This window comes from Paenibacillus sp. FSL R7-0179 (assembly GCF_038002265.1).
GTDB lineage: Bacteria > Bacillota > Bacilli > Paenibacillales > Paenibacillaceae > Paenibacillus_AQ.
Genome location: NZ_JBBOCC010000001.1, coordinates 2,210,283 through 2,229,937 on the forward strand (window position 1 = coordinate 2,210,283; position 19,655 = coordinate 2,229,937).

Below are 19,655 nucleotides of genomic sequence, written 5' to 3' on the forward strand. Positions count from 1 at the left end.
CGGAATACAAAGCTAGAGCTACTCTGTTGAGGCAAAATGCTGCTCCACCTCGTAGCGCGGCAGCTCTACAATTACCGTGGTTCCCTCGGTGAATTCGCTCTCGATCCGCAGCTGCCCGTCATGCAGCCCGATAATTTCTTTGCAGATGGCGAGGCCCAGGCCGCTGCCGGATTGACGGGAGCGGCCTTTGAAGAATTTGGTGCCAAGCTGTGCCAGATCCGCAGCCTCGATGCCTTCGCCGTTGTCAGCAACAGTGACGGTTATCCGCTCACCTTCCAGCACTGCGGTAAGACGGATCTCACCCCCCGCAGGGGTGAACTTGAACGCATTATCCAACAAATTGACGAAGACCTGCTTCAACCGGTTAAAATCACCGTCCACCGGCAGCGGCTGATCGGGAAGGTCGGCATATAGGCGAATCTGCTTCGTCTGTCCCCGGTATCTGAACTGCAGCAGCAGATCCTCCAGCAGGCCTCTGAGATCATATGGCTGGCGTACAATGCGGATCTCTCCGGCCTGGAACTTGGAGAAGTCGAGCAGATCCTCCACCAGGCCGATCAGCCGGTCTGTCTCCCCGGTCATGACTTCAAGACCCTGGAGCGTCTCTTGCCTGTCCGACAAATCACCGACCAGCAGAGTCTCCCCCCAGCCTTTGATGGAGGTAAGCGGGGTCCGCAGCTCATGGGTGACGGAGGAGATGAAATCATATTTGAGCTTCTCGCTCTTGAGAATTTCCTCCGACATATAATTCAGCGTTACCGCAAGGGTGCCGACTTCATCGTCATACCGCCTCTCTGCCCGGACGGCAAAATTACCGGTGGCCATTTCCTTGGCGACCCCGGTCAGTTGCTGGATCGGCCCTACGATCCGTTTGGCGATAATCAGGCTGAGCATGAAGCCGAATCCAATGACGAGCAGCCCGATGACGGCTGCATTGAGTGCGATCCGCACAATAACATGATATAAAGGCTCTGCCGAGACCGAGTAACGCAGCAAGCCAATTGTGCTCCCCGACTCCTTCAGCGCGATAGAGACCGCCATAATTCGTTCCCCGTTCACCGGCTTGATGCTCTGAAAGCTTCCTTTGCCGCTGGACAGAGCTGCTCTGACATCAGGGGTATTCACCTGCTCTGTACTGGAGAAGCCGAAGGAATTAATGACCACTTGCCCGGCAGGAGTCAGCACTTCCACCTTACTGCTCTCCTCAGGGGAGAGATTCTCCAGAATATAACGCGCCCGTTCATTCAAGCTGTAGCTCTCCAGATACTTATTGAAAAAGGTCGCTGAAGTCGTGGCCCTTGTATTCAATGTCTCCATCGCACTGCCCAGATAATAGTAGTGGACAGCGGCAATGAACACCCCCTCCAGCAGCAGCACGATCAGGAGCAGCATAAGGGTAATATAGACGATAAGTCTGGACCTGATTCCCTTCAGCACGATTAGCCCCTCCAAATATATCCGAATCCCCACACCGTCTCAAGGAACTGCGGCCCGGAGGACTCCTGTCCGATCTTCTGGCGGATTCGGCTGATATTCACATCTACAATTTTAAGATCCCCCATGAAGTACTGCCCCCATACGGCGGTTAGAATATCGTCCCGGTTCATGGCCTTGTTCGGCTGCTCCATCAGCAGCTTAACGATCATAAACTCGGTTGGGGTCAGCGGGATATCCTGCCCGTCCTTCAATAATTTCCGTTCATCCAGCATCAGAATAAAAGGCGGAAGCTCGATGAGATTCTCTTGCGGCAGCGCTTCTCCAGGATACATCCGGCGGTAAAGCGAGCGCACCCGGGCGACCAGCTCCACCGGACTGAAGGGCTTGACCACATAGTCGTCTGCGCCGGATTCCAGGCCCATGACCTTGTCGATTTCCTGGCTTTTGGCGGTGAGCATAATGATTCCCAGCCGGGGGAACTGTGCCCGCAGCAGCGTACACACCTCGAACCCGCTGAGTCCGGGCAGCATCAGGTCGAGAATCGCGATGTCGAAATCCCTCTGCTCCCGGGCAATGCTCAGCGCCTCTTCACCGGTAGAAGCCTCCGCGATCTCGAAGCCTGCCCGTTTAAGGTTGATGCACAGCAGATCACGGATCGGCTTCTCGTCTTCCAGTATCAGCACTTTCATGAACAGCTCTCCTTCTTATTGCCGGGGCTTCTGGGGTGTGCCGGCCAGCTGAACGACTTCATCCAGTGTCAGCTTCAGCTGATTATAATTCTGCAGATCGGCACCTTGCAGCTTGCCGGCGGCATCCGCTGCGGGCATTACGGCAACGAACAGGGTAGGCTCCGTGTCATTATTAGAGATCCCTTGCTCATACAGCAGCGTATATTCTCTATTCTCAGCCTTCAGCTGGACCTCTGCGGCAGCCCAGGCCTTCTTCGTCAGCAGGCGAAGCTCAAGCAGCGGAGCCGTCACAGCAGATCCGGCATTCTTATAGCTGAACTGGAGTTTCTCCCATGGCTGCGGTGATTCTCCCGGAACCTCCAGCAGGGTCTGGCCCGCCCAGGACTTGGGAATATGGAAGTTGAAGCCCCAGCGGTCGAACTGCTCCTGCACAAAGGTCAGGCGGGACTGTCCGTCCCACTGATAATATTTGGTGATGAATGGGGTCGCCAAGGGAGCCATGCTCTGCGTACCGGCAGGCGGTACCAGGAAGCCGAACTCCAAGATCCCGTCATTGTTCACATCCAGGCTGGACTGCGGGTAGTCCTTGATTGCAATACTGCTGCTGCCAAGCAGGTCAGGAGAGACAGCTGGCGGAGACAGCACCAGATCCTTGCTTGCAGCGAGCGCGTTACGCTGATAATCATCTGTTGCCAGTATATCAGTAAATCTGTCTTTTTCCCAAATCAGAAGTGAAGTATAGGAAGCATGTGCGCCAATGGCGGCATCGATGACGATTGCGTCCCGTGTAGGGGATGCCTTGCCGAACTGGGCTTCGATCACATTACCGTCCAGCCTCTGGTCGGATAAAGTCTGCAGCGTACCGTCCTTGAGCCGGAGCAGCAGGAGATGTGTCTCACGGATGTTATCCGTGGTGTAGGTGCTCTGAAGCAAGGCAATGTCGGTATGCCCGCTCCCGGTCAGGTCGCCAAGGACCAGCTGGTCGTAAGGCTGCTTAAGCAGCTCGTTCAGCTTGCCGCCGCTTAGGCTGTAGACCGCCAGCTCTTTGCTTAATCCCTCTCCGCCGCCGTATCCGAGCAGCAGCTCCTCCGCTCCGTCACCGGTAACATCTGTGAAGGACACTTCATTTAATTCGCTGCCCACCCCGGTAAGGTTAGCCAGCTTGGTCCAATTGCCGTTCTGCTGTGTGAGGAGGAGGGTGTTGATTTCATAATCGGTTTTGTCTGTTTTGTAGAAAGCCAGGAGTTCCTCCTGCCCATCCTTGTCCAGGTCCTGTAATTGAATCGCACTGCCGGATGCCGAGTGGATGGGTACCGTTAAATGCGCGTTGGCCGGTAGAAAGGATCGGACGATTCCGGTAAGATTGCCGTCGTTACTCCCCTGTGACGGGGCTTGAAGCAGATCACTCGGCGTCTTCATGGTGCCACAGCCGGAGGCGATCAGGCTTAAGAATAAGAGGCTGCTAAGGCCGAAGGTATATTTGTTCATTACAGGTTACGCTCCTTAGGATTCATCTGTGGCTAGTATATCCTAACCTTTTGGGGAATTAGTTTCAAAATGGTAAAGGGGGATAAGTGAAGATATAAATATGAGATGGAATATGAGATGGAATATGAGATGAAATGACAGAAACGCAAAGCTTAAACTCGTCGACTGCGGTGAACATTTGGACTTTCGGCCGCTGTTGTATACAGATTTCTTGATTCAAGCCGCTGTTTGCGGTTGAAATCCGTATACAAAGGCGGGCGCTATCGCTCCTACAGTTCCAAATTTCCCCTCCGCTCCTTCCCGCTTTTTGTTAATGGCGTATTCAACTGAAATTGATATCTTCAGTTATCGGGGGAGGGGCAGGCAAAGACGGCGGAATGGGCCGCTGTCGCTACCATTCCTACAGTCTAATCCAGGCTGGGCGGAATGGGCATTGCAGCCTGTATCTGAAGCCATGAAGAACGCAAGATGTTATCTTTCCATATGCAAAAAAAGGCTGTCCCAATCAGCCTTTGTAAGGCTTTTCGGGACAACCTGTATTGTCATGGCTATTCTATTCGCCTCAGCGCCGCAGGCTCTGCCCGTTGGTAGCAATAACCTCCTTGTACCAGTGGAAGGATTTCTTGCGGTAACGCTCCAGGGTTCCGGTATTGTCGTCGTGGCGGTCCACATAGATGAAGCCGTAGCGCTTACTGAGCTGTGCGGTTGACGCACTGACCAGGTCAATGCAGCCCCATGAAGTGTAGCCCATGAGTTCAACGCCGTCCTCGATGGCTTCGCCAACCTGCACCAGATGGTCATTCAGGTACTCGATCCGGTAGTTGTCATTCACGGTCGGCACGCCGTCTTCGCCGGTAATCAGCTCGTCCTTGGCCCCGAGTCCATTCTCCACAATAAACAGAGGCTTCTGGTAACGGTCATAGAACATATTGAGTACATAGCGCAGACCCTGCGGGTCGATCTGCCAGCCCCATTCGGAGGCCTTCAGGTATGGATTGGCCGCTCCGCTGAACAGGTTGCCTTCCTGGGTGCGTTTGCTGGGATCTCCAGTCTCACAGATGCTCACATAGTAGCTGAATGAGATAAAGTCAACGGTATGCTTAAGAATGTCTGCATCTCCAGGCTCCATGTGAATCTCAATGCCATTCTCTCTGAAGTAACGTTTCATATATCCAGGGTACACGCCTCTGGCATGCACATCCCCGAAGAAATAGTTCATATGCTCTGACTTCATGGCCGCAATGACATCGTCCGGGTTAGGTGTGAGCGGGTACGTAGGCATGCTTAGAATCATACAGCCGATCTGGGCCTGCGGGTTGATCTCATGTCCGATTTTGACCGCAACGGCACTTGCAACCAGCTCGTGATGAATGGCCTGATACAGATCCTGCTTGCTCAGCTTGTCCTTAGGTGTATAGATCCCGCCGCTCATGAACGGCTCGTGCAGGATGGAGTTGATCTCGTTGAAGGTCAGCCAATACTTGACTTTGTCCTTGTAGCGGGTGAATACCGTTCGGGCATACCGTTCATAGAAACCGACTAATTGCCGGTTCACCCAGCCGTCATACTGCTTGGACAAGTGCAGCGGAGTTTCGTAGTGGGAGAGGGTCACCAGCGGCTCGATACCGTATTTGTGACATTCATCGAACAGGTCGTCGTAGAATTGCAGGCCTTGCTCATTAGGCTCCAGCTCGTCGCCGTTCGGGAAGATCCGGGACCAGGCGATCGAGGTGCGGAAGACCTTGAAGCCCATTTCGGCAAAAAGCTTGATATCTTCCTTGTACCGGTGGTAAAAGTCGATGCCGACCAGCTTCATATTATCCTCGGTAGGCACCTCGGTGATGGGGCCCTTGATTCCTTGTGGAGCTACGTCCTGGGTGGACAGGCCCTTTCCGTCCTCGTTGTATGCGCCTTCCAATTGGTTCGCAGCGACTGCGCCGCCCCACAGGAAGCCTTCAGGAAATGGTGTATTCATCGATAATCCCGCCTTTTATTAGTTATGGATTCAGATATGGTAAGCTGTTCATAGGTCCTATAATTCCATGCTAAATGCTGTAACGCGTTACATGTCAAGTATTATTATAAAGATGAAAATTTATGTAAGGAGAGCCATCATGTCGAATCTGGATCAAATCGCTAAACTGTCGGGATTCTCCAAAGCTACGGTATCGAGAGTACTGAATCGTTCTCCCCATGTGAGCCAGGCAACGCGGGAGATCATTCTGAAGATCATGGAAGAGCTGGACTATGTGCCGAACGGCAATGCCATCTCCTTGTCCAGAGGGGAGACCATGCAGATCGGGATGGTGACGGAGGGGATCAACGAGGTGATGCTGCCCTTCCTGAACAGCTTCGTGGAGACTGCGAGCCGGCACGGATATCAGACGATTATCTATACCTCCGGTGGCGATCCGGCCAAAGAGCTGCAAGCCTTCGAGGATATGCGGCGCAAAAGAGTCGATGCGCTCGTCATCAGTACCTGCGTTAACGATCAGGCGCTCTTGGGCTCCTATTGCAAATACGGGCCGATTGTCTCCTGGCAGCGGATGGAGCTTCCTGAGATTCAGAGTGTAGCCATGAATCAATATGACGGATATATGCTCGGGCTTGAACATCTGATTGAAAAGGGGTATACGCGGATTGCCAATGCCTGGGGCCGGCCGGCCAGCATGAATACCTCCGGGCGGATACAGGCCTACCGGGATGCTGCCCGCAACTATCATCTGGAGGTGAACCCGGAATGGTCGCATACAGGGATCTTTTCCATCCGGCAGGGTGAGGCGCTGATCCGCAGGCTGCTGATGATTCCAGGCGGGCCTCCGAATGCCATCCTCTGCGCCAATGATATGGTCGCGGCAGGGGTGCTGAGCGAAGCCCGAAGACTGAAGGTGAAGGTGCCAGAGGAGCTGGCGGTGGTCGGCTTCGACAACACGGAGCTGGCCCATACGCTAGGGATCACTTCGATTGATAATCCGATCGCTGCACAGGCACAGAATGCGCTGCATCTGATTCTCTGTAAGCTGAAGGGGGGAGAGGCGGAGCAGGAGCCGCTGGAATTTCAGCTGGTGGAGAGAACTACTACTTAAAAACGCCGAGAATGTTCGATTTAACAGGAGGATGCATAGAAAATAATATTTGGCTCAGTACATGGGCCATAATCCCAAGAGATAAGGGGAGGAGTTGCGGACTCCAGCGCGCTTATTTACTGAATTCTGCGTAGTTTGTCCGGGCAAAGGACTCCAGTGCGTTTATCACAACATTGCTGGACGGAATTCGGCTGAAGCTCAGTAAATAGCTGCATCTGAGTCCGCAAGCCTCGTGAAGTCCTGCTTGTTGCGGCAATTAAGCGCACCTGAGTCCCGAAGGGTTCGCTTGCTAATAACTACATAGCAAGTGTGGGGAATCCAATTATTTCCGGAATAACCACCACCACATCGCCACCGTCACTACCCATCGTCACCGCCATCATCATCCCCACCGCCACTGTTAAGATCTCCTTCCGCAGCATGTTCCTCAGAAAATAATCTTCTGCGCCGCCATGATCCGGCCGATCTCAAAGATGGCGGCACATTCCACGAAATGAACCTCGGAGATGATCGAATGATCATGCGTTCTGTAGTAATACCTGCCGTCGGTGTACACGTGATCATAGATGAGACTGATGTCATACACTGAGGTGGGGTAGAGCTCCCCTTCGCCCTTGGCGATTCCCGCCGTTATGGAGTGATGGCCTGAGCCTTCCACGAAGGAAATGCCGAGAGGAAGCCATAGGGTAACCTGATGATCCTTATCCTGCCGCCAGCTTCCGTTCAGGGTGCCTTCACCGATGCGGATCAGGCTGTCGCGCAGCTTGCGGGGAACCCAGGGGGAGGGGAAGACCAGGTCACGTGCCAGGTTGATGATCCTGCTGCTATTGTCGATCTGCCGCATCAGGAAGTGGAAGCTCCGTCCATCCAGCGTAACCTCGGCCCATTCATCAAAGAACAGGTTGTCCGAGAACATCCGCTCCATCTGATTAACCTCCCCGTAGAGCGCGGGCATCAGCATAAGCTGGCTCTGGATACGTCTGCCGATCAGCCGGATGAAGTCCACAACCGGGTGGGTCTCCGGCTGGAAGTAGCCATAATTAATATCGTAATAAAAGCCGAGATTCTCATTGATTAAATCCTTGGCAAACGCCATGAGATTATCGAATTCTTGTTTCGCACTCATGCACCTACTGCTCCTTCAGTCGTATGATATTGTGCTTATCATATTACGTGCCAAGCTCCTGTGTCTGTGATGAAAACAGCAGGTAAAGATTGGTTTAGCAGCGACTCCACAGCGGTTCTCCGGCACCGGTCCTGGCAGCAATAAAGCTTACTACACAAAAAGGTGTTCCCTGGCCGTCTGCAATCAGACGGCTAAGGAACACCTTTTGTAATACTAAGGTACCAAGACCAGATACCGATACATCTAAGCTCCTGAGCTTACCCGGCATACTCCTGGACCTCGTCCAGTGTCGGCAGCGCAGCAATCGCCCCGATCTTGGTGCAGACGATCGCCCCCACCCGGTTGGCGAAGGTGACGAAGTCCCGCTGCAGCTCCGCGCTGCGGGTGAACTCTGCCGGATGGGCCAGCTGGCTGATCCGGCAGAGCAGTGCTCCGATGAAGGCATCGCCGGCACCGGTGGAATCGATGGACTCTATGGTAATGCTTGGGACCAGCAACCGGGAGTCCGGGGAGGAGATGAGGGTGCCATCTTTGCCTAGAGTAACAGCTACTGCTCTGGCTCCCCATTCATGCAGCAGATCGAGGGCAGCATTGCAGTCCGCTTGGCTTGTAATCAGCTGCAGCTCCTCGTCGCTGACCTTCACCAGATCGGCCTTGGAGATACCGTCTCTGGACAGCGTAATGAATTCCTCCTGCCGGCCGGCCCACAGGTCGCCCCGGTAATTGGGGTCGAAGGAGATGAATTGCCCATTCGCCTTCGCATCATCCATTAGCGTTATATACACTTCGCGGAAGGGTTCGGCGAGCAGGGCAGTGGCCGAACCGAAGTGAAGCATGGAAGCGTCCTGTACAGCTGCCCGGTCAAGCTCTTCGAGCCTAAGCAGCTGGTCTGCCCCGCGGTGGAACACAAAATCGCGTTCCCCGCTGGCTGACCGTGAGACGAAAGCCAGTGTAGTTGGTGCTGCGGGATCAAGCAGCAGCATTGAGGTGTCTACGCTCTGTTCTTCCAGCGTCTGCTTCAGGAAGAGGCCGAAGGGATCGGCTCCGACCTTGCCGAGGAAGGCGGAGTGACCGCCGAGCCGGGCGATGGCTGCACTTACGTTCGCTGGTGCCCCGCCCGCCTGCTTGGTGAAATGACGTCCTTCAGTCAGGCTTACGTCCGCCTCGGTGCAGAAGAAATCAATGAGCAGCTCGCCCACACAAAGGACTGTATTCATGGATTGCACGATAGTAACCTCCTGCGGAATTAGTTCGGAACGGGAGTAGAGTCTCTGAATAGAACGTCAGTGGCGACATGTGTGACCTGATAAGGCCGGGCCGGGTCCTTGATTCTGGAGAGCAGCATCTCAGCCGAGACAATCCCCATATGGCTGCTGTAGATATGTACGGTCGAGAGATGAGGCTCGATGACCCGCGATTCCGAAGCGTCATCGAAGCCGCAGACCGCTACCTGCTCGGGTACCTTGACCCCTCTGTTCTTAAGCGATTTCATCACGCTGATGGCAATGAAGTCATTCGCACAGATGAAGGCGGAGGGCCACTGGCCGAGCGCCTCCAGCTGCTGATCCATCCAGTTCGCCTCCAGCAGGTAATCCTTGTCCTGGCCGACAATGCAGGATTCGGGATCCAGCGGGATACCGGCTGAGGAGAGGGCGCGGTTGAAGCCGGTCCACCGCTCATGGAAGCTGCGGCAGTGGTTATAATCGCCGACGAATCCGAAGCTCTGCACACCGTGGTCTATCAGCTTACGGGTCATCGCATACACGCTGTGTTCATTCTCCATGAGCAAGAGATCCGCCTTCAGCTCAGGGTAGACAATGTCCGCCGCGCAGTCGATGAAGATCGTGGGGATACCGAGGCCGGTAATCAGCCCGCTGTACTCCGTATTGAACATTTCAATACAGATAATCCCGTCCACATTAGAGGGCTCGAAATTACCGGGCAGAGCCATGGCGTTAATATCGTTCTCCCGGACAAAATAAATGGACAGGGTGTAGCCCTCTGTGCTGATGCGCTTCTCCAGTCCGCTGAGCAGCTGGGAGCCGAAGTGAGAGCTGTTGGGCAGGTTGCTGGTCAGGAGGGCAATATTGCCCTGCTGCTCGGAGGGGCTGCCTGCGGTCTCCATATAAGAGAATTGTTTATATTTAAGCTCGGCGGCCTTGCTGAGTACCTTCTCCCGGGTCTCTGGAGGAACGCTCTCTGCGCCGTTCAATGCCTTGGAGGCCGTGTTTCTGGAGATTCCCAGGGCATCGGCAATGTCTTGAATGGTGACCTTGGCTTTCTTCATCACTGTGTTCCACCTTTAATTCCCCATATTTGTAGTCTCTGTTACCTAATATATAGCATATCAGCAAAATTGACAACGTAATTTTACAAATGCACAAATTATATTTACATATTCAAGTGAATAATAACTAGTGAATGCTTGTTTTATATGTATTTGTTACATTTGCATCGTATAATGCACGAATTTATTTATTTTTTTGCACAAAATGCATTGACTTCTTGTCAGATTCTCTGATAAATTGTAAATGCAAAACATGGTCAAATGTAAAAATGAAAACCTATTCATTAGGGGCGAATGCAAAAAATTAAGAAGGGGGAAGAAGATTGGCAAATCCGATGGCTCAACCCGGGAGAACAGGGCTCACCAGGCATAGGTCGTGGCTAAGCTATATGCGCCGGAATTATATCCTGTATTTATTCTTGGCTCCAGCTGTAATTCTCACGGTTATATTCAAATACGTTCCAATGTACGGCGCGATGATAGCCTTCAAGGATTTCAGCCCGCGCAAAGGCATCATGGGCAGCGCATGGGTGGGCTTCGAGCACTTCCAGCGGTTCCTCTCCTCGCCGAATTTCTACGATATTCTAATGAACACGCTTAAATTAAGCGCCTACGGGCTGATTCTGGGTTTTCCGGTGCCGATTGTGCTGGCGCTTATGCTGAACCTGATCCGCAGCGCGAAGCTGAAGAAGAACATCCAGCTGATTGTGTATGCGCCTAACTTTATTTCGGTCGTGGTTGTCGCAGGGATGCTGTTTGTCTTTCTGTCGCCGACAGGGGTGGTGAACGCGCTTATTACTGCTTTTACAGGGAAGCCGGTGTCCTTCATGAGTGATCCTGCTTACTTCCGCAGCGTGTATATTCTGTCAGGCATCTGGCAGACAGCAGGCTGGTCCTCGATTATCTATGTAGCTACGCTGGCGGGTGTAGATCCGCAGCTTCATGATGCGGCGACGATTGACGGCGCTTCCCTGCTGAAGCGCATCCGCCACATCGATCTGCCCGCGCTCCGGCCGGTGATGGCCGTGCTGTTCATCCTTGCCGCAGGCGGCATCATGTCCATCGGCTATGAGAAGGCCTTCCTGATGCAGACAGCGCTCAACACTCCTGCCTCGGAGATTATTGCCACCTATGTCTACAAGGTGGGTTTGCAGGCGGGCGATTATGCCTATTCCACCGCTATCGGATTATTCAATTCCGTCATTAACGTAATCCTGCTGGTCTTCGTCAATACGGTCGTCAAGCGGCTGAACGAAGGGGAAGGGCTGTATTAAAAGGAGGAAAGTATGGATATTCAATATTCCGGGAAGGACCGGATTCTGCTTGTTGTCACTTATCTATTGCTTGGCCTGTTCATCCTGGTCATTCTGTTCCCGCTGGTATACGTCGTGCTGGCCTCCTTCTTAACACCGAATGTGCTCATTACGAAGGGGCTGGCTATTGCGCCGTCGGACTGGACGATTACAGGCTATGTCCGGATTCTCAGCAACGACGCGATGATCCGCGGCTTCTTCAACGCCTTGTTCTACTCTGCCGCCTTCGCGCTGGCTACGGTATTCTTCTCCGTCTTCGCGGCGTATCCGCTGTCTATTGAGGGGCTGGCCGGGAAGCGGCCGGTGATGATCTTCTTCCTGATTACGATGTTCTTCGGCGGCGGTCTGATTCCGACCTATCTGGTCGTGAAGGATCTGGGGATGCTGAACACGGTGTGGGCAGTGATTCTGCCGGGGGCGATCAGCGTGTTCAATATTATTCTGGCGAAGACCTATTTCCAGGGTCTGCCCAAGGAGCTGTTTCAGGCGGCGAGTATTGACGGGGCTTCGGATCTGGGTATTTTTTTCCGGATTGTCCTGCCGTTGTCGAAGCCCATTATCTTCGTGTTGGCCTTGTATGCCTTCGTGGGGCAGTGGAACTCCTACTTCGATGCCATGATTTATCTGGACGATTCGCGGCTGTTCCCGCTGCAGCTGGTGCTGCGTTCGATCCTGATTCAGAATCAGGTGCAGCCCGGCATGATTGCCGATGCACTGGCCCAGGCGGAGCTGAAGAAGCTGTCTGAAATGATCAAGTATTCTTCGATCGTCATCTCCAGCCTGCCGCTTATTGTGATGTACCCGTTCTTCCAGAAGTACTTCGAGAAGGGTGCTATGGTCGGCTCCATTAAATAATAATAGGGGGAATCTCATATGAAAAAATCATTGCAAACCCTGTCTGTGCTGGCACTCTCGGCTTCCGTGCTTGCGGGCTGCGGCGGCGGAGACGGTAATTCCTCGGCCTCTAAGGATTATAAGCTGGAGAACGTGACGCTGCCGCTTAAAGAGAAGGTATCGCTGCATTTCATGTCTCAGAGCTCCGCGCTGGCGCCTGCCGATCCGAACGAGAAGCTGATCTACAAGCGGCTGGAGGAGAAGTCCGGGGTCCACATCGATTTCACCAATTACACGAACGACGCTTTTATCGAGAAAAGAAATCTGGCTGTAGCCAGCGGCGACCTGCCGGATGCGATCATCGACGCTGCTTACTCGGATTATGATCTGCTGACCCTGGGCAAGGACGGAACGATTGTGCCGCTGGAGGAGCTGATTGAGAAATACATGCCGAATCTGCAGAAGGTGCTGGCTGCCGCGCCGGAGTACAAATCGATGATGACCGCGCAGGACGGGCATATCTATGCTTTTCCATGGATAGAGGAGCTGGGCTCCGGCAAGGAGAGCATTCATTCGGTCAACGGGATGCCGTGGATCAATGTGGAGTGGCTGAAGAAGCTGGGACTGGCTATGCCAACCACGACGGAGGAACTGAAGCAGGTGCTGGTCGCCTTCAAGAATGATGACCCGAACGGGAACGGCCAGAAGGATGAGATTCCCCTGTCTTTTGTGCTGAATAACAGCAATGAGGATATGAACTTCCTGTTCGGCTCGTTCGGTCCTGGGGATAACGGCGATCACACGGTGGTTACCAATGACGGCAAAGTGGTCTTCACCGCGGGCCAGGACGGATATAAAGAGGGCATTAAGTATCTGAACGAGCTGTATGCGCTCGATCTGATCGATGAAGAGGCGTTCGAACAGGATTACAATACCTATCTGGCCAAAGGGCAGAGTGAACGCTACGGCGTCTACTTCCAGTGGGATAAATCCAATATTACCGGCTTCAATGATAAATATGATCTGATGCAGCCGCTTGCCGGGCCGGACGGAGAGGTTAATGTGACCCGGACGAATAACTTCGGCTTTGACCGCGGACGGATGGTGATTACAGGCTCGAATAAGAATCTGGAGCTTACCGCCAAGTGGATTGACCAGCTCTATGAGCCGCAGCAGTCGGTGGAGGATAACTGGGGAACGTATGGGGATGAGACGCAGCAGAATATTTTTGAATACGATGAATCGGCCAAAATGCTGAAGCATCTGCCGCTGGAAGGCGCGGCCCCGGTTGAATTGCGCCAAAAGACCAGCATCGGCGGACCGCTGGCGATTCTGGATGAATACTACGGTAAGGTGACCACGAAGCCGGATGATGCCGCTTGGCGGCTGGACCTCATGAAGGAGAGACTTGTACCTTATATGAAGGCTGATAATAACTTCCCGCGTGTCTTCTATTCGCTGGAGGATCAGAAGACGCTCACGAATATCGAGACGGACCTGTTCGCTTATGTCAACCGCAAGCGTGCGGAATGGACCAAGACAGGTAAAGTGGAAGAGGAATGGAACGATTATCAGGCAGAGCTGTCCAGACTCGGGCTGGACAAATGGCTGGAGATCAAGCAGGCCGGATATGACAGCTACCTTAAGAACAAGGGCTGAGATTGCACTAGCTGCAGCACATGAAGAACAGATAACCTATAAACAGATAAAGGTGGTAATGGAGTGGAGATTATCGGGAGAACCATACACAGGCCGGCGCTGCATTTTACGCCGGGGCAGCATTGGCTGAATGATCCGAATGGACTGGTGTACTTCGAAGGGGAATATCATTTGTTCTATCAGTATCATCCGCATTCCTCCATCTGGGGGCCTATGCACTGGGGTCATGCTGTAAGTAAGGACCTGATCACCTGGGAGGAGCTGGACATTGCGCTGTATCCGGACGATCACGGCTATGCGTTCTCCGGCAGCGCAGTCGTAGATTGGAAGAACACGAGTGGACTGTTCCCGGAGAAGCCGGGTATCGTTGCCATCTATACCAGTCATCTGGAGCCGACGGAGACGTCGCCTTCCGTGCAGAGACAGAGCCTGGCCTACAGTCATGACAATGGCCGGACCTGGAGCAAGTATGCAGGTAACCCGGTGCTGGCGCATCCTTCCAAGGCTGACTTCCGTGATCCGAAGGTGTTCTGGTCCGAGGCCTACGGGAAATGGATGATGGTGCTGGCGACGGATCAGACGATCACGTTCTACTCCTCGCCGGATCTGCGGGAGTGGAGCCTGGAGAGTGAATTCGGCGAGGGTGCAGGATCGCATGATGCAGTATGGGAATGCCCGGACCTGTTCCAGCTCCCGGTGGAAGGGACAGAAGACAGCAAGTGGGTGCTGCTGGTCAGCATCGGTGATAACAGCGGGCAGAGATATGGCTCGCGGACGCAATATTTCGTCGGCGGGTTCGACGGCTCCGTCTTCACGCCTGAGCACAGCGATATCCGCTGGCTGGATTACGGCAAAGACAATTATGCCGGGGTCAGCTTCTCGGGTATTCCGGCAGCGGACGGGCGGCGGATCTTCATCGGCTGGATGAATAATTGGCGATATGCCAATCAGATTCCAAGCCAGGGCTGGCGCGGCGCGATGACGATTCCGCGGGTGCTGACGCTGCAGAATGCAGAAGGCAGGACCTTGATCCGCCAGCATCCGGTAGCGGAGCTTGACCGTTACTTTGCGGCAGAGTCTGGGACATTGCCGGAGATGCTGCTGATACCGGGCGAGCCCCAGGATATCAAGTGCAAGGATTCAGCCCTGGAGCTGCGGCTTGCGCTTGCGGACAACGAAGCGGAAGAATTCGGTCTTATTATTCATCATACCGCTACCGAGTATACCGAGCTCGTCTATTCCGCTGCCGAAGGTACTTTCACCCTGCGCAGAGATCAGTCCGGCGAGACCGGCTTCTCCGAGATATTCCCCGATCCCCAGTACGCCATAGGAATTGGCAGCCTGGAGAACCTGCGTATCCTGCTGGATACCTGTTCGGTGGAGGTATTCGTTAATGACGGCCTCGCCGCCATCACCAGCCTGATCTTCCCCGGAGGCATCTGCTCGGGCCTGAGCTTTTATGCTAAGGGCGGCAGTGTACGGCTGCGGGAGGGACGCTTGTCTTTCATGGAATAAATAATCAATAGGATGAACCCGGGACAAGGGTGTTCCGCACAGCCGTGAGATCATGGCTGGCGGAACACCCTTGTTGGTGTGGCGGGAACACCGCAGCCATGGCCTCACGGACATGCACGTATACGGGAATGTGGGGAGCTGGTTTCAGTCAGCCTTAGATGCCCGGTGCTGCTGTACGGACCGGAAACATCCGGCTGAACAGGAAGCGGATCAGCGGACCGGCCACCAGCAGCTGGAGCGGCAGGGCGCAGATGAAATTAAGCCCCAGGATGGAGAAGTAATGCCGGAAGAAGTTGCCCCCGAATCCGAAGTGTGCTAGTGTGCCGTATAGAGACATGAGGATGACCATGCCGCAGACCATGAAGCACGAGATCGTCAGTACTTTGCGGATCTGGGGTGCGGACGGCTTCACTATTTTGAAGGCCAGCCCTTTGGCAATTCTGCCTACCACCACAATATCGCAGAACAGGGCAACGGCAAGTGCCGGGAGCAAGCCCGCAGCCACATCCATAAACAGTCTGCTGTTGAATCCGTTCGCTATAATCACATTGTAAAAAGACATAAAGACAACCATGCAAAAACACATCATACTGGTGAAAATTAAAGCTTCTTTTTTGTTACTGCCCATGTTACAGAACTCCCTTAAATGTAGGTTTTTCAAACTTCACTTATAGTAGCAGCAGGAAGGATTATTGTCAACCTGGTTGACAATATGGGCAAGGGGTACCGCAACTGCATTTCTATCATGGAGGTCTTGTAAATGAATGAATACATAAGCGGATTGAATCTGGTCGATATGATTAGCGAAAAGCATAAGGTGCTGCGGGACAAGGTGAACCAGATGAGCGGCGAGCCGCTGAATAAGACGGAGACGCATATTCTGGCGATGCTGGAGCAACACGGCATTCTATCCATTTCAGAGATCAGCAGACTGATCAGCATTTCCCGCCAGGGGACACAGAAGACGATCAACCATCTGCTGGCCGAAGGTTATGTAAATACAGCTGTTAAGGAAGGGAACAGCCGGGACAAGCCTATCGTGCTCACTGCGAAGGGGACAGCGGCTTGCCGGAGTATGCTGGAGATCAAGCAGAAGATTGAGGACGAAATCACGGCCCGGATTGGCAGGGAGCAGGCGGAGCTGCTGCGGACGCTGCTTATACAGGACTGGCTCTGAGACGGCTGAAAATGGCTGAATATAGCAAAAAAAGCTGAAATAAGCAAATGGGACGGAGCGGAAAGCCTGCTTGGTCCTTTTTGCTGTGTCTTTCGGCGGATTACATTTATTATTCATGGTTTGGTGTTTGTCTAGGATATCTGCATATATACAGATGGTGATAAAAGAATTAATGTAGTATCGAACGGCAGCAAAAATAGTGTATGTATCCAGTTAAAGGTCCAGATTGTATTCGTACATCAGGGGTAATATAACTTAAAAAAAGTCGGTGAGTGATGATGATGTCTTCGGTAAAAAGGTTCCTGATCGGACGGCCGCTGAAGTCCAATCAGCTGGAAGAACAGAAGCTTAACAAAACCAAGGCCCTGGCCATTCTGTCCTCGGACGCCTTGTCCTCTGTGGCTTATGGTCCGGAGCAGATCCTGCTGGTGCTGATCACGGTAAGTACAGCCGCATTCTGGTACTCCATTCCGATTGCAGGCGGGGTATTGGTGCTGTTGCTGGCCCTGATACTCTCCTATAGGCAGATCATCTTCGCCTATCCCCAGGGCGGCGGGGCTTATGTCGTATCCAAGGAGAATCTGGGCAAATATCCGGGTCTGATTGCCGGGGGCTCCTTGCTCGTCGATTATATACTAACCGTAGCGGTCAGTGTCTCTGCGGGAACGGATGCAATCACTTCAGCATTTCCGAGCCTGCATCCTTACAATGTGCTTATTGCCATCATCTTCGTATTGCTGATCACGACACTTAATCTGCGCGGGGTCACCGAGTCGGCATCCTTCCTTGCGTATCCGGTCTATCTGTTCGTCCTGGCGATGTTCATTATGATCGGGCTGGGGCTGTTCAATGTGCTGACCGGAAGAGTACCGGCAGAGCTTCATTCCTCACTGGGAACGCCGGTGGCCGGGATCAGCCTATTCCTGCTGCTGCGGGCGTTCTCCTCGGGCAGCTCGGCGCTGACGGGGGTAGAGGCGATATCGAATGCGATTCCCAATTTCAAGGCACCAGCACCGAATAATGCAGCCAAAACCTTGGCGGCGATGGGGATTCTGCTCGCACTGTTATTCTCAGGCATCGTCTTCCTGGCCTATTATTACGGCATTGCTCCGCGCGAACAGGTCACGGTGGTGTCCGATATTGCCGAGCATGTCTTTGGCCGTAGCTTCATGTATTATGTCGTGCAGGGAACGACAGCCTTAATTCTGGTTCTGGCGGCGAACACCGGGTATTCCGCGTTTCCGCTGCTGGCTGTGAATCTGGCGAAGGATAAATTCATCCCCCGGATGTTCACCGTGCGCGGCGACCGGCTGGGGTACTCGAACGGAATTCTCAGTCTGGGCATCCTGTCGATTATTCTGATTATTGCCTTTGAGGGGCGGACGGAGCATCTTATTCCGCTCTATGCAGTCGGGGTATTCATCCCGTTCACTCTGTCGCAGACGGGCATGATCGTCAAATGGCTCCGCCACAGGCCGGAGGGCTGGCTGCCCAAGCTGATCATTAATGCGATTGGGGCGCTGATCAGCTTCGTTGTTACCATGATGTTCTTCCTGACCAAATTCACGCAGGTCTGGCCGGTGCTGGTCTTCCTGCCGCTGATTATTCTGTTCTTCTACCGCATCTACAAGCATTATGAATCGGTGGCTGATCAATTGCGGGTAACCACCTGCGGGGAGCCGCCGCTGGCGATTGAGGGGAATATCATCATCCTGCCGGTGGCTGGTATCACCCATGTGGTGGAGAATTCCCTGCGGTACGCCAAGTCGCTGGGCGCGCAGCAGATTATCGCTGTCCACATCCCGTTCGAGCGGGAGGATGACGCTATTTTCGAAGAGAAGTGGAAGAAATTCCATCCGGAGGTGCGGCTGGTGACGCTGTATTCGCCTTACCGCAGCATCATTCATCCACTATCCAAGTTCATTGATACGGTTCAGCGCAAGGCCAGCGAGTCGAATTATCAGGTTACCGTCATCGTCCCTCAATTCATACCGAAGAAGGGCTGGCATAATATTCTGCATAACCAGTCCAGTCTGCTGATCCGCACGCATCTGCTGTACCGGCGCAATGTAATCATCACTACCGTCCCTTATCATTTGAAAAAATAACAGGATGATGCGCAGGGAAGCCTCCAGCTTACGGATATCCGCAGGCTGGGGGCTTTCTGTGCTTTTATCCAATTATAAGGATGTGGTAAGCTGACTCTGAGTGATATCAGCAGACAGGAGCGGAGTTAGCTTGAAAATTGATCACCTTGTTGTTAATGTGGATGCATCTGTGCAGGAGGATAAACAGGTTATCAGGCAGATCGAGGCCATGGGACTGCCGTATAAGCCCAAATGGGGGAAGGGAACAAGAGGCTTCAAGGTATCCAATCTGTGGATCGGCCGGGAATACTTCGAGCTTGTCCGAATCAAAACCAGAGACGGCGGCGGATGGATCAGCGAGTGGACTACCCGTTATCTGAAAGGTCACCGGGGGCTAGTCGGCTTCGCTCTGGAAGTAGACGATATTGATGCGACATATCAGAGGCTGAAGGCGCTGAATATCGAGATCACCGCGCCGGAGCCGCTGCGATTCCGCTGGTTTTTTAATCTTTTGACCCGGACGATGCCTTGGCGTAACAGCTATCTTCCTGCCTTCAAGGGAGTGCCGTTTCAGTTCTTCCTGCAGCAGATGAACGATGAGAAATCAAGGCATTTCATGGAGCAGTACATGGTACCGAATAGCAGAGAGAATGATATCGTGGGGATTGCAGAGGTGACGGTTGAGGGGACCTTAACGCTGGAGGACTTGGAGATCATTCATGCCCTGTTCCCTGATTGCGAGCAGCAGGGAGATACTCTGAACATTCATTTGGGTTCACAGGTGATACGGTTCCGGGAATCGGGTACAAGTACATACGGAGTAGAAGTGCTCATGGACTGCAATCGTGCAGAGCACGCCGGCAAGACAATGAGGGTTGGCGATTTGCAGATCCGCAATTCAGAGTGAGCGGGACTTCGCCCGGCAAGACACGGTTAAGTCACCAGCAACAGTCAGCG

At 53.4% G+C, this 19,655-nt stretch carries 17 protein-coding genes; 8 read left to right on the forward strand and 9 right to left on the reverse strand.

Features of this window, described 5'->3' with window-relative positions; translation table 11 throughout:
• Positions 1-18: 18 nt before the first annotated feature.
• From MKX63_RS09840 to MKX63_RS09855, 4 genes are all read right to left on the reverse strand, one after another.
• Positions 19-1,437, reverse strand: a complete 1,419-nt coding sequence (locus MKX63_RS09840; RefSeq protein ID WP_341016782.1) for a sensor histidine kinase — start codon at positions 1,435-1,437, stop codon at positions 19-21.
• 2 nt (positions 1,438-1,439) lie between these two features.
• On the reverse strand, positions 1,440-2,126 hold the full coding sequence (locus MKX63_RS09845) for a response regulator transcription factor (RefSeq protein WP_341016783.1): 687 nt from the start codon (positions 2,124-2,126) through the stop codon (positions 1,440-1,442).
• A 15-nt stretch (positions 2,127-2,141) separates the two neighbouring features.
• Positions 2,142-3,614 (reverse strand): hypothetical protein, encoded by a 1,473-nt coding sequence (locus MKX63_RS09850; RefSeq protein ID WP_341016785.1) that lies wholly within the window; start codon positions 3,612-3,614, stop codon positions 2,142-2,144.
• 562 nt (positions 3,615-4,176) lie between these two features.
• Positions 4,177-5,589, reverse strand: coding sequence for a glycoside hydrolase family 1 protein (locus MKX63_RS09855; protein ID WP_341016786.1), 1,413 nt, complete (start codon positions 5,587-5,589; stop codon positions 4,177-4,179).
• A 139-nt stretch (positions 5,590-5,728) separates the two neighbouring features.
• On the opposite strand from MKX63_RS09855, the gene MKX63_RS09860 reads away from it, so the two are divergent.
• Positions 5,729-6,700 (forward strand): LacI family DNA-binding transcriptional regulator, encoded by a 972-nt coding sequence (locus MKX63_RS09860; RefSeq protein ID WP_341016787.1) that lies wholly within the window; start codon positions 5,729-5,731, stop codon positions 6,698-6,700.
• 296 nt (positions 6,701-6,996) lie between these two features.
• Here the strand turns inward: MKX63_RS09860 and MKX63_RS09865 are convergent, their stop codons facing one another.
• From MKX63_RS09865 to MKX63_RS09880, 4 genes are all read right to left on the reverse strand, one after another.
• Complete coding sequence (locus tag MKX63_RS09865; RefSeq protein ID WP_341016788.1) at positions 6,997-7,122, reverse strand: hypothetical protein; 126 nt, start codon at positions 7,120-7,122, stop codon at positions 6,997-6,999.
• A gap of 5 nt (positions 7,123-7,127) precedes the next feature.
• Positions 7,128-7,826, reverse strand: coding sequence for a DUF6710 family protein (locus tag MKX63_RS09870; RefSeq protein ID WP_341016789.1), 699 nt, complete (start codon positions 7,824-7,826; stop codon positions 7,128-7,130).
• Between the two features lie 257 nt (positions 7,827-8,083).
• Entirely contained in the window at positions 8,084-9,043 is a 960-nt protein-coding gene (locus MKX63_RS09875; RefSeq protein ID WP_341018589.1) for a carbohydrate kinase family protein, read from the reverse strand.
• A gap of 29 nt (positions 9,044-9,072) precedes the next feature.
• Positions 9,073-10,113 (reverse strand): LacI family DNA-binding transcriptional regulator, encoded by a 1,041-nt coding sequence (locus MKX63_RS09880; RefSeq protein WP_341016791.1) that lies wholly within the window; start codon positions 10,111-10,113, stop codon positions 9,073-9,075.
• A 335-nt stretch (positions 10,114-10,448) separates the two neighbouring features.
• Between MKX63_RS09880 and MKX63_RS09885 the strand changes: the two genes are divergently transcribed.
• The 4 genes from MKX63_RS09885 (at position 10,449) to MKX63_RS09900 (ending at position 15,434) form a co-directional block, all read left to right on the forward strand.
• On the forward strand, positions 10,449-11,387 hold the full coding sequence (locus tag MKX63_RS09885) for an ABC transporter permease (RefSeq protein ID WP_341018591.1): 939 nt from the start codon (positions 10,449-10,451) through the stop codon (positions 11,385-11,387).
• 12 nt (positions 11,388-11,399) lie between these two features.
• Positions 11,400-12,281 carry a carbohydrate ABC transporter permease gene (locus MKX63_RS09890; protein ID WP_341016792.1) on the forward strand — a complete coding sequence of 294 codons (882 nt, stop codon included), beginning with the start codon at positions 11,400-11,402 and terminating at the stop codon, positions 12,279-12,281.
• Positions 12,282-12,299: 18 nt separating this feature from the next.
• On the forward strand, positions 12,300-13,919 hold the full coding sequence (locus MKX63_RS09895) for an extracellular solute-binding protein (protein WP_341016794.1): 1,620 nt from the start codon (positions 12,300-12,302) through the stop codon (positions 13,917-13,919).
• 63 nt (positions 13,920-13,982) lie between these two features.
• A complete protein-coding gene (locus MKX63_RS09900) occupies positions 13,983-15,434 on the forward strand; it encodes a glycoside hydrolase family 32 protein (protein ID WP_341016795.1) in 1,452 nt (483 codons plus the stop codon).
• A 154-nt stretch (positions 15,435-15,588) separates the two neighbouring features.
• Here the strand turns inward: MKX63_RS09900 and MKX63_RS09905 are convergent, their stop codons facing one another.
• Complete coding sequence (locus MKX63_RS09905) at positions 15,589-16,062, reverse strand: DUF2798 domain-containing protein (RefSeq protein WP_341016796.1); 474 nt, start codon at positions 16,060-16,062, stop codon at positions 15,589-15,591.
• Between the two features lie 132 nt (positions 16,063-16,194).
• Here MKX63_RS09905 and MKX63_RS09910 point away from each other — a divergent pair, with 132 nt between their 5' ends.
• From MKX63_RS09910 to MKX63_RS09920, 3 genes are all read left to right on the forward strand, one after another.
• Complete coding sequence (locus MKX63_RS09910; RefSeq protein WP_341016797.1) at positions 16,195-16,611, forward strand: MarR family winged helix-turn-helix transcriptional regulator; 417 nt, start codon at positions 16,195-16,197, stop codon at positions 16,609-16,611.
• Between the two features lie 278 nt (positions 16,612-16,889).
• Positions 16,890-18,719: an APC family permease gene (locus tag MKX63_RS09915; protein WP_341018592.1), complete on the forward strand. Its 1,830-nt coding sequence runs from the start codon at positions 16,890-16,892 to the stop codon at positions 18,717-18,719.
• Between the two features lie 130 nt (positions 18,720-18,849).
• Complete coding sequence (locus MKX63_RS09920) at positions 18,850-19,605, forward strand: VOC family protein (protein ID WP_341016798.1); 756 nt, start codon at positions 18,850-18,852, stop codon at positions 19,603-19,605.
• Positions 19,606-19,655 lie beyond the last annotated feature (50 nt).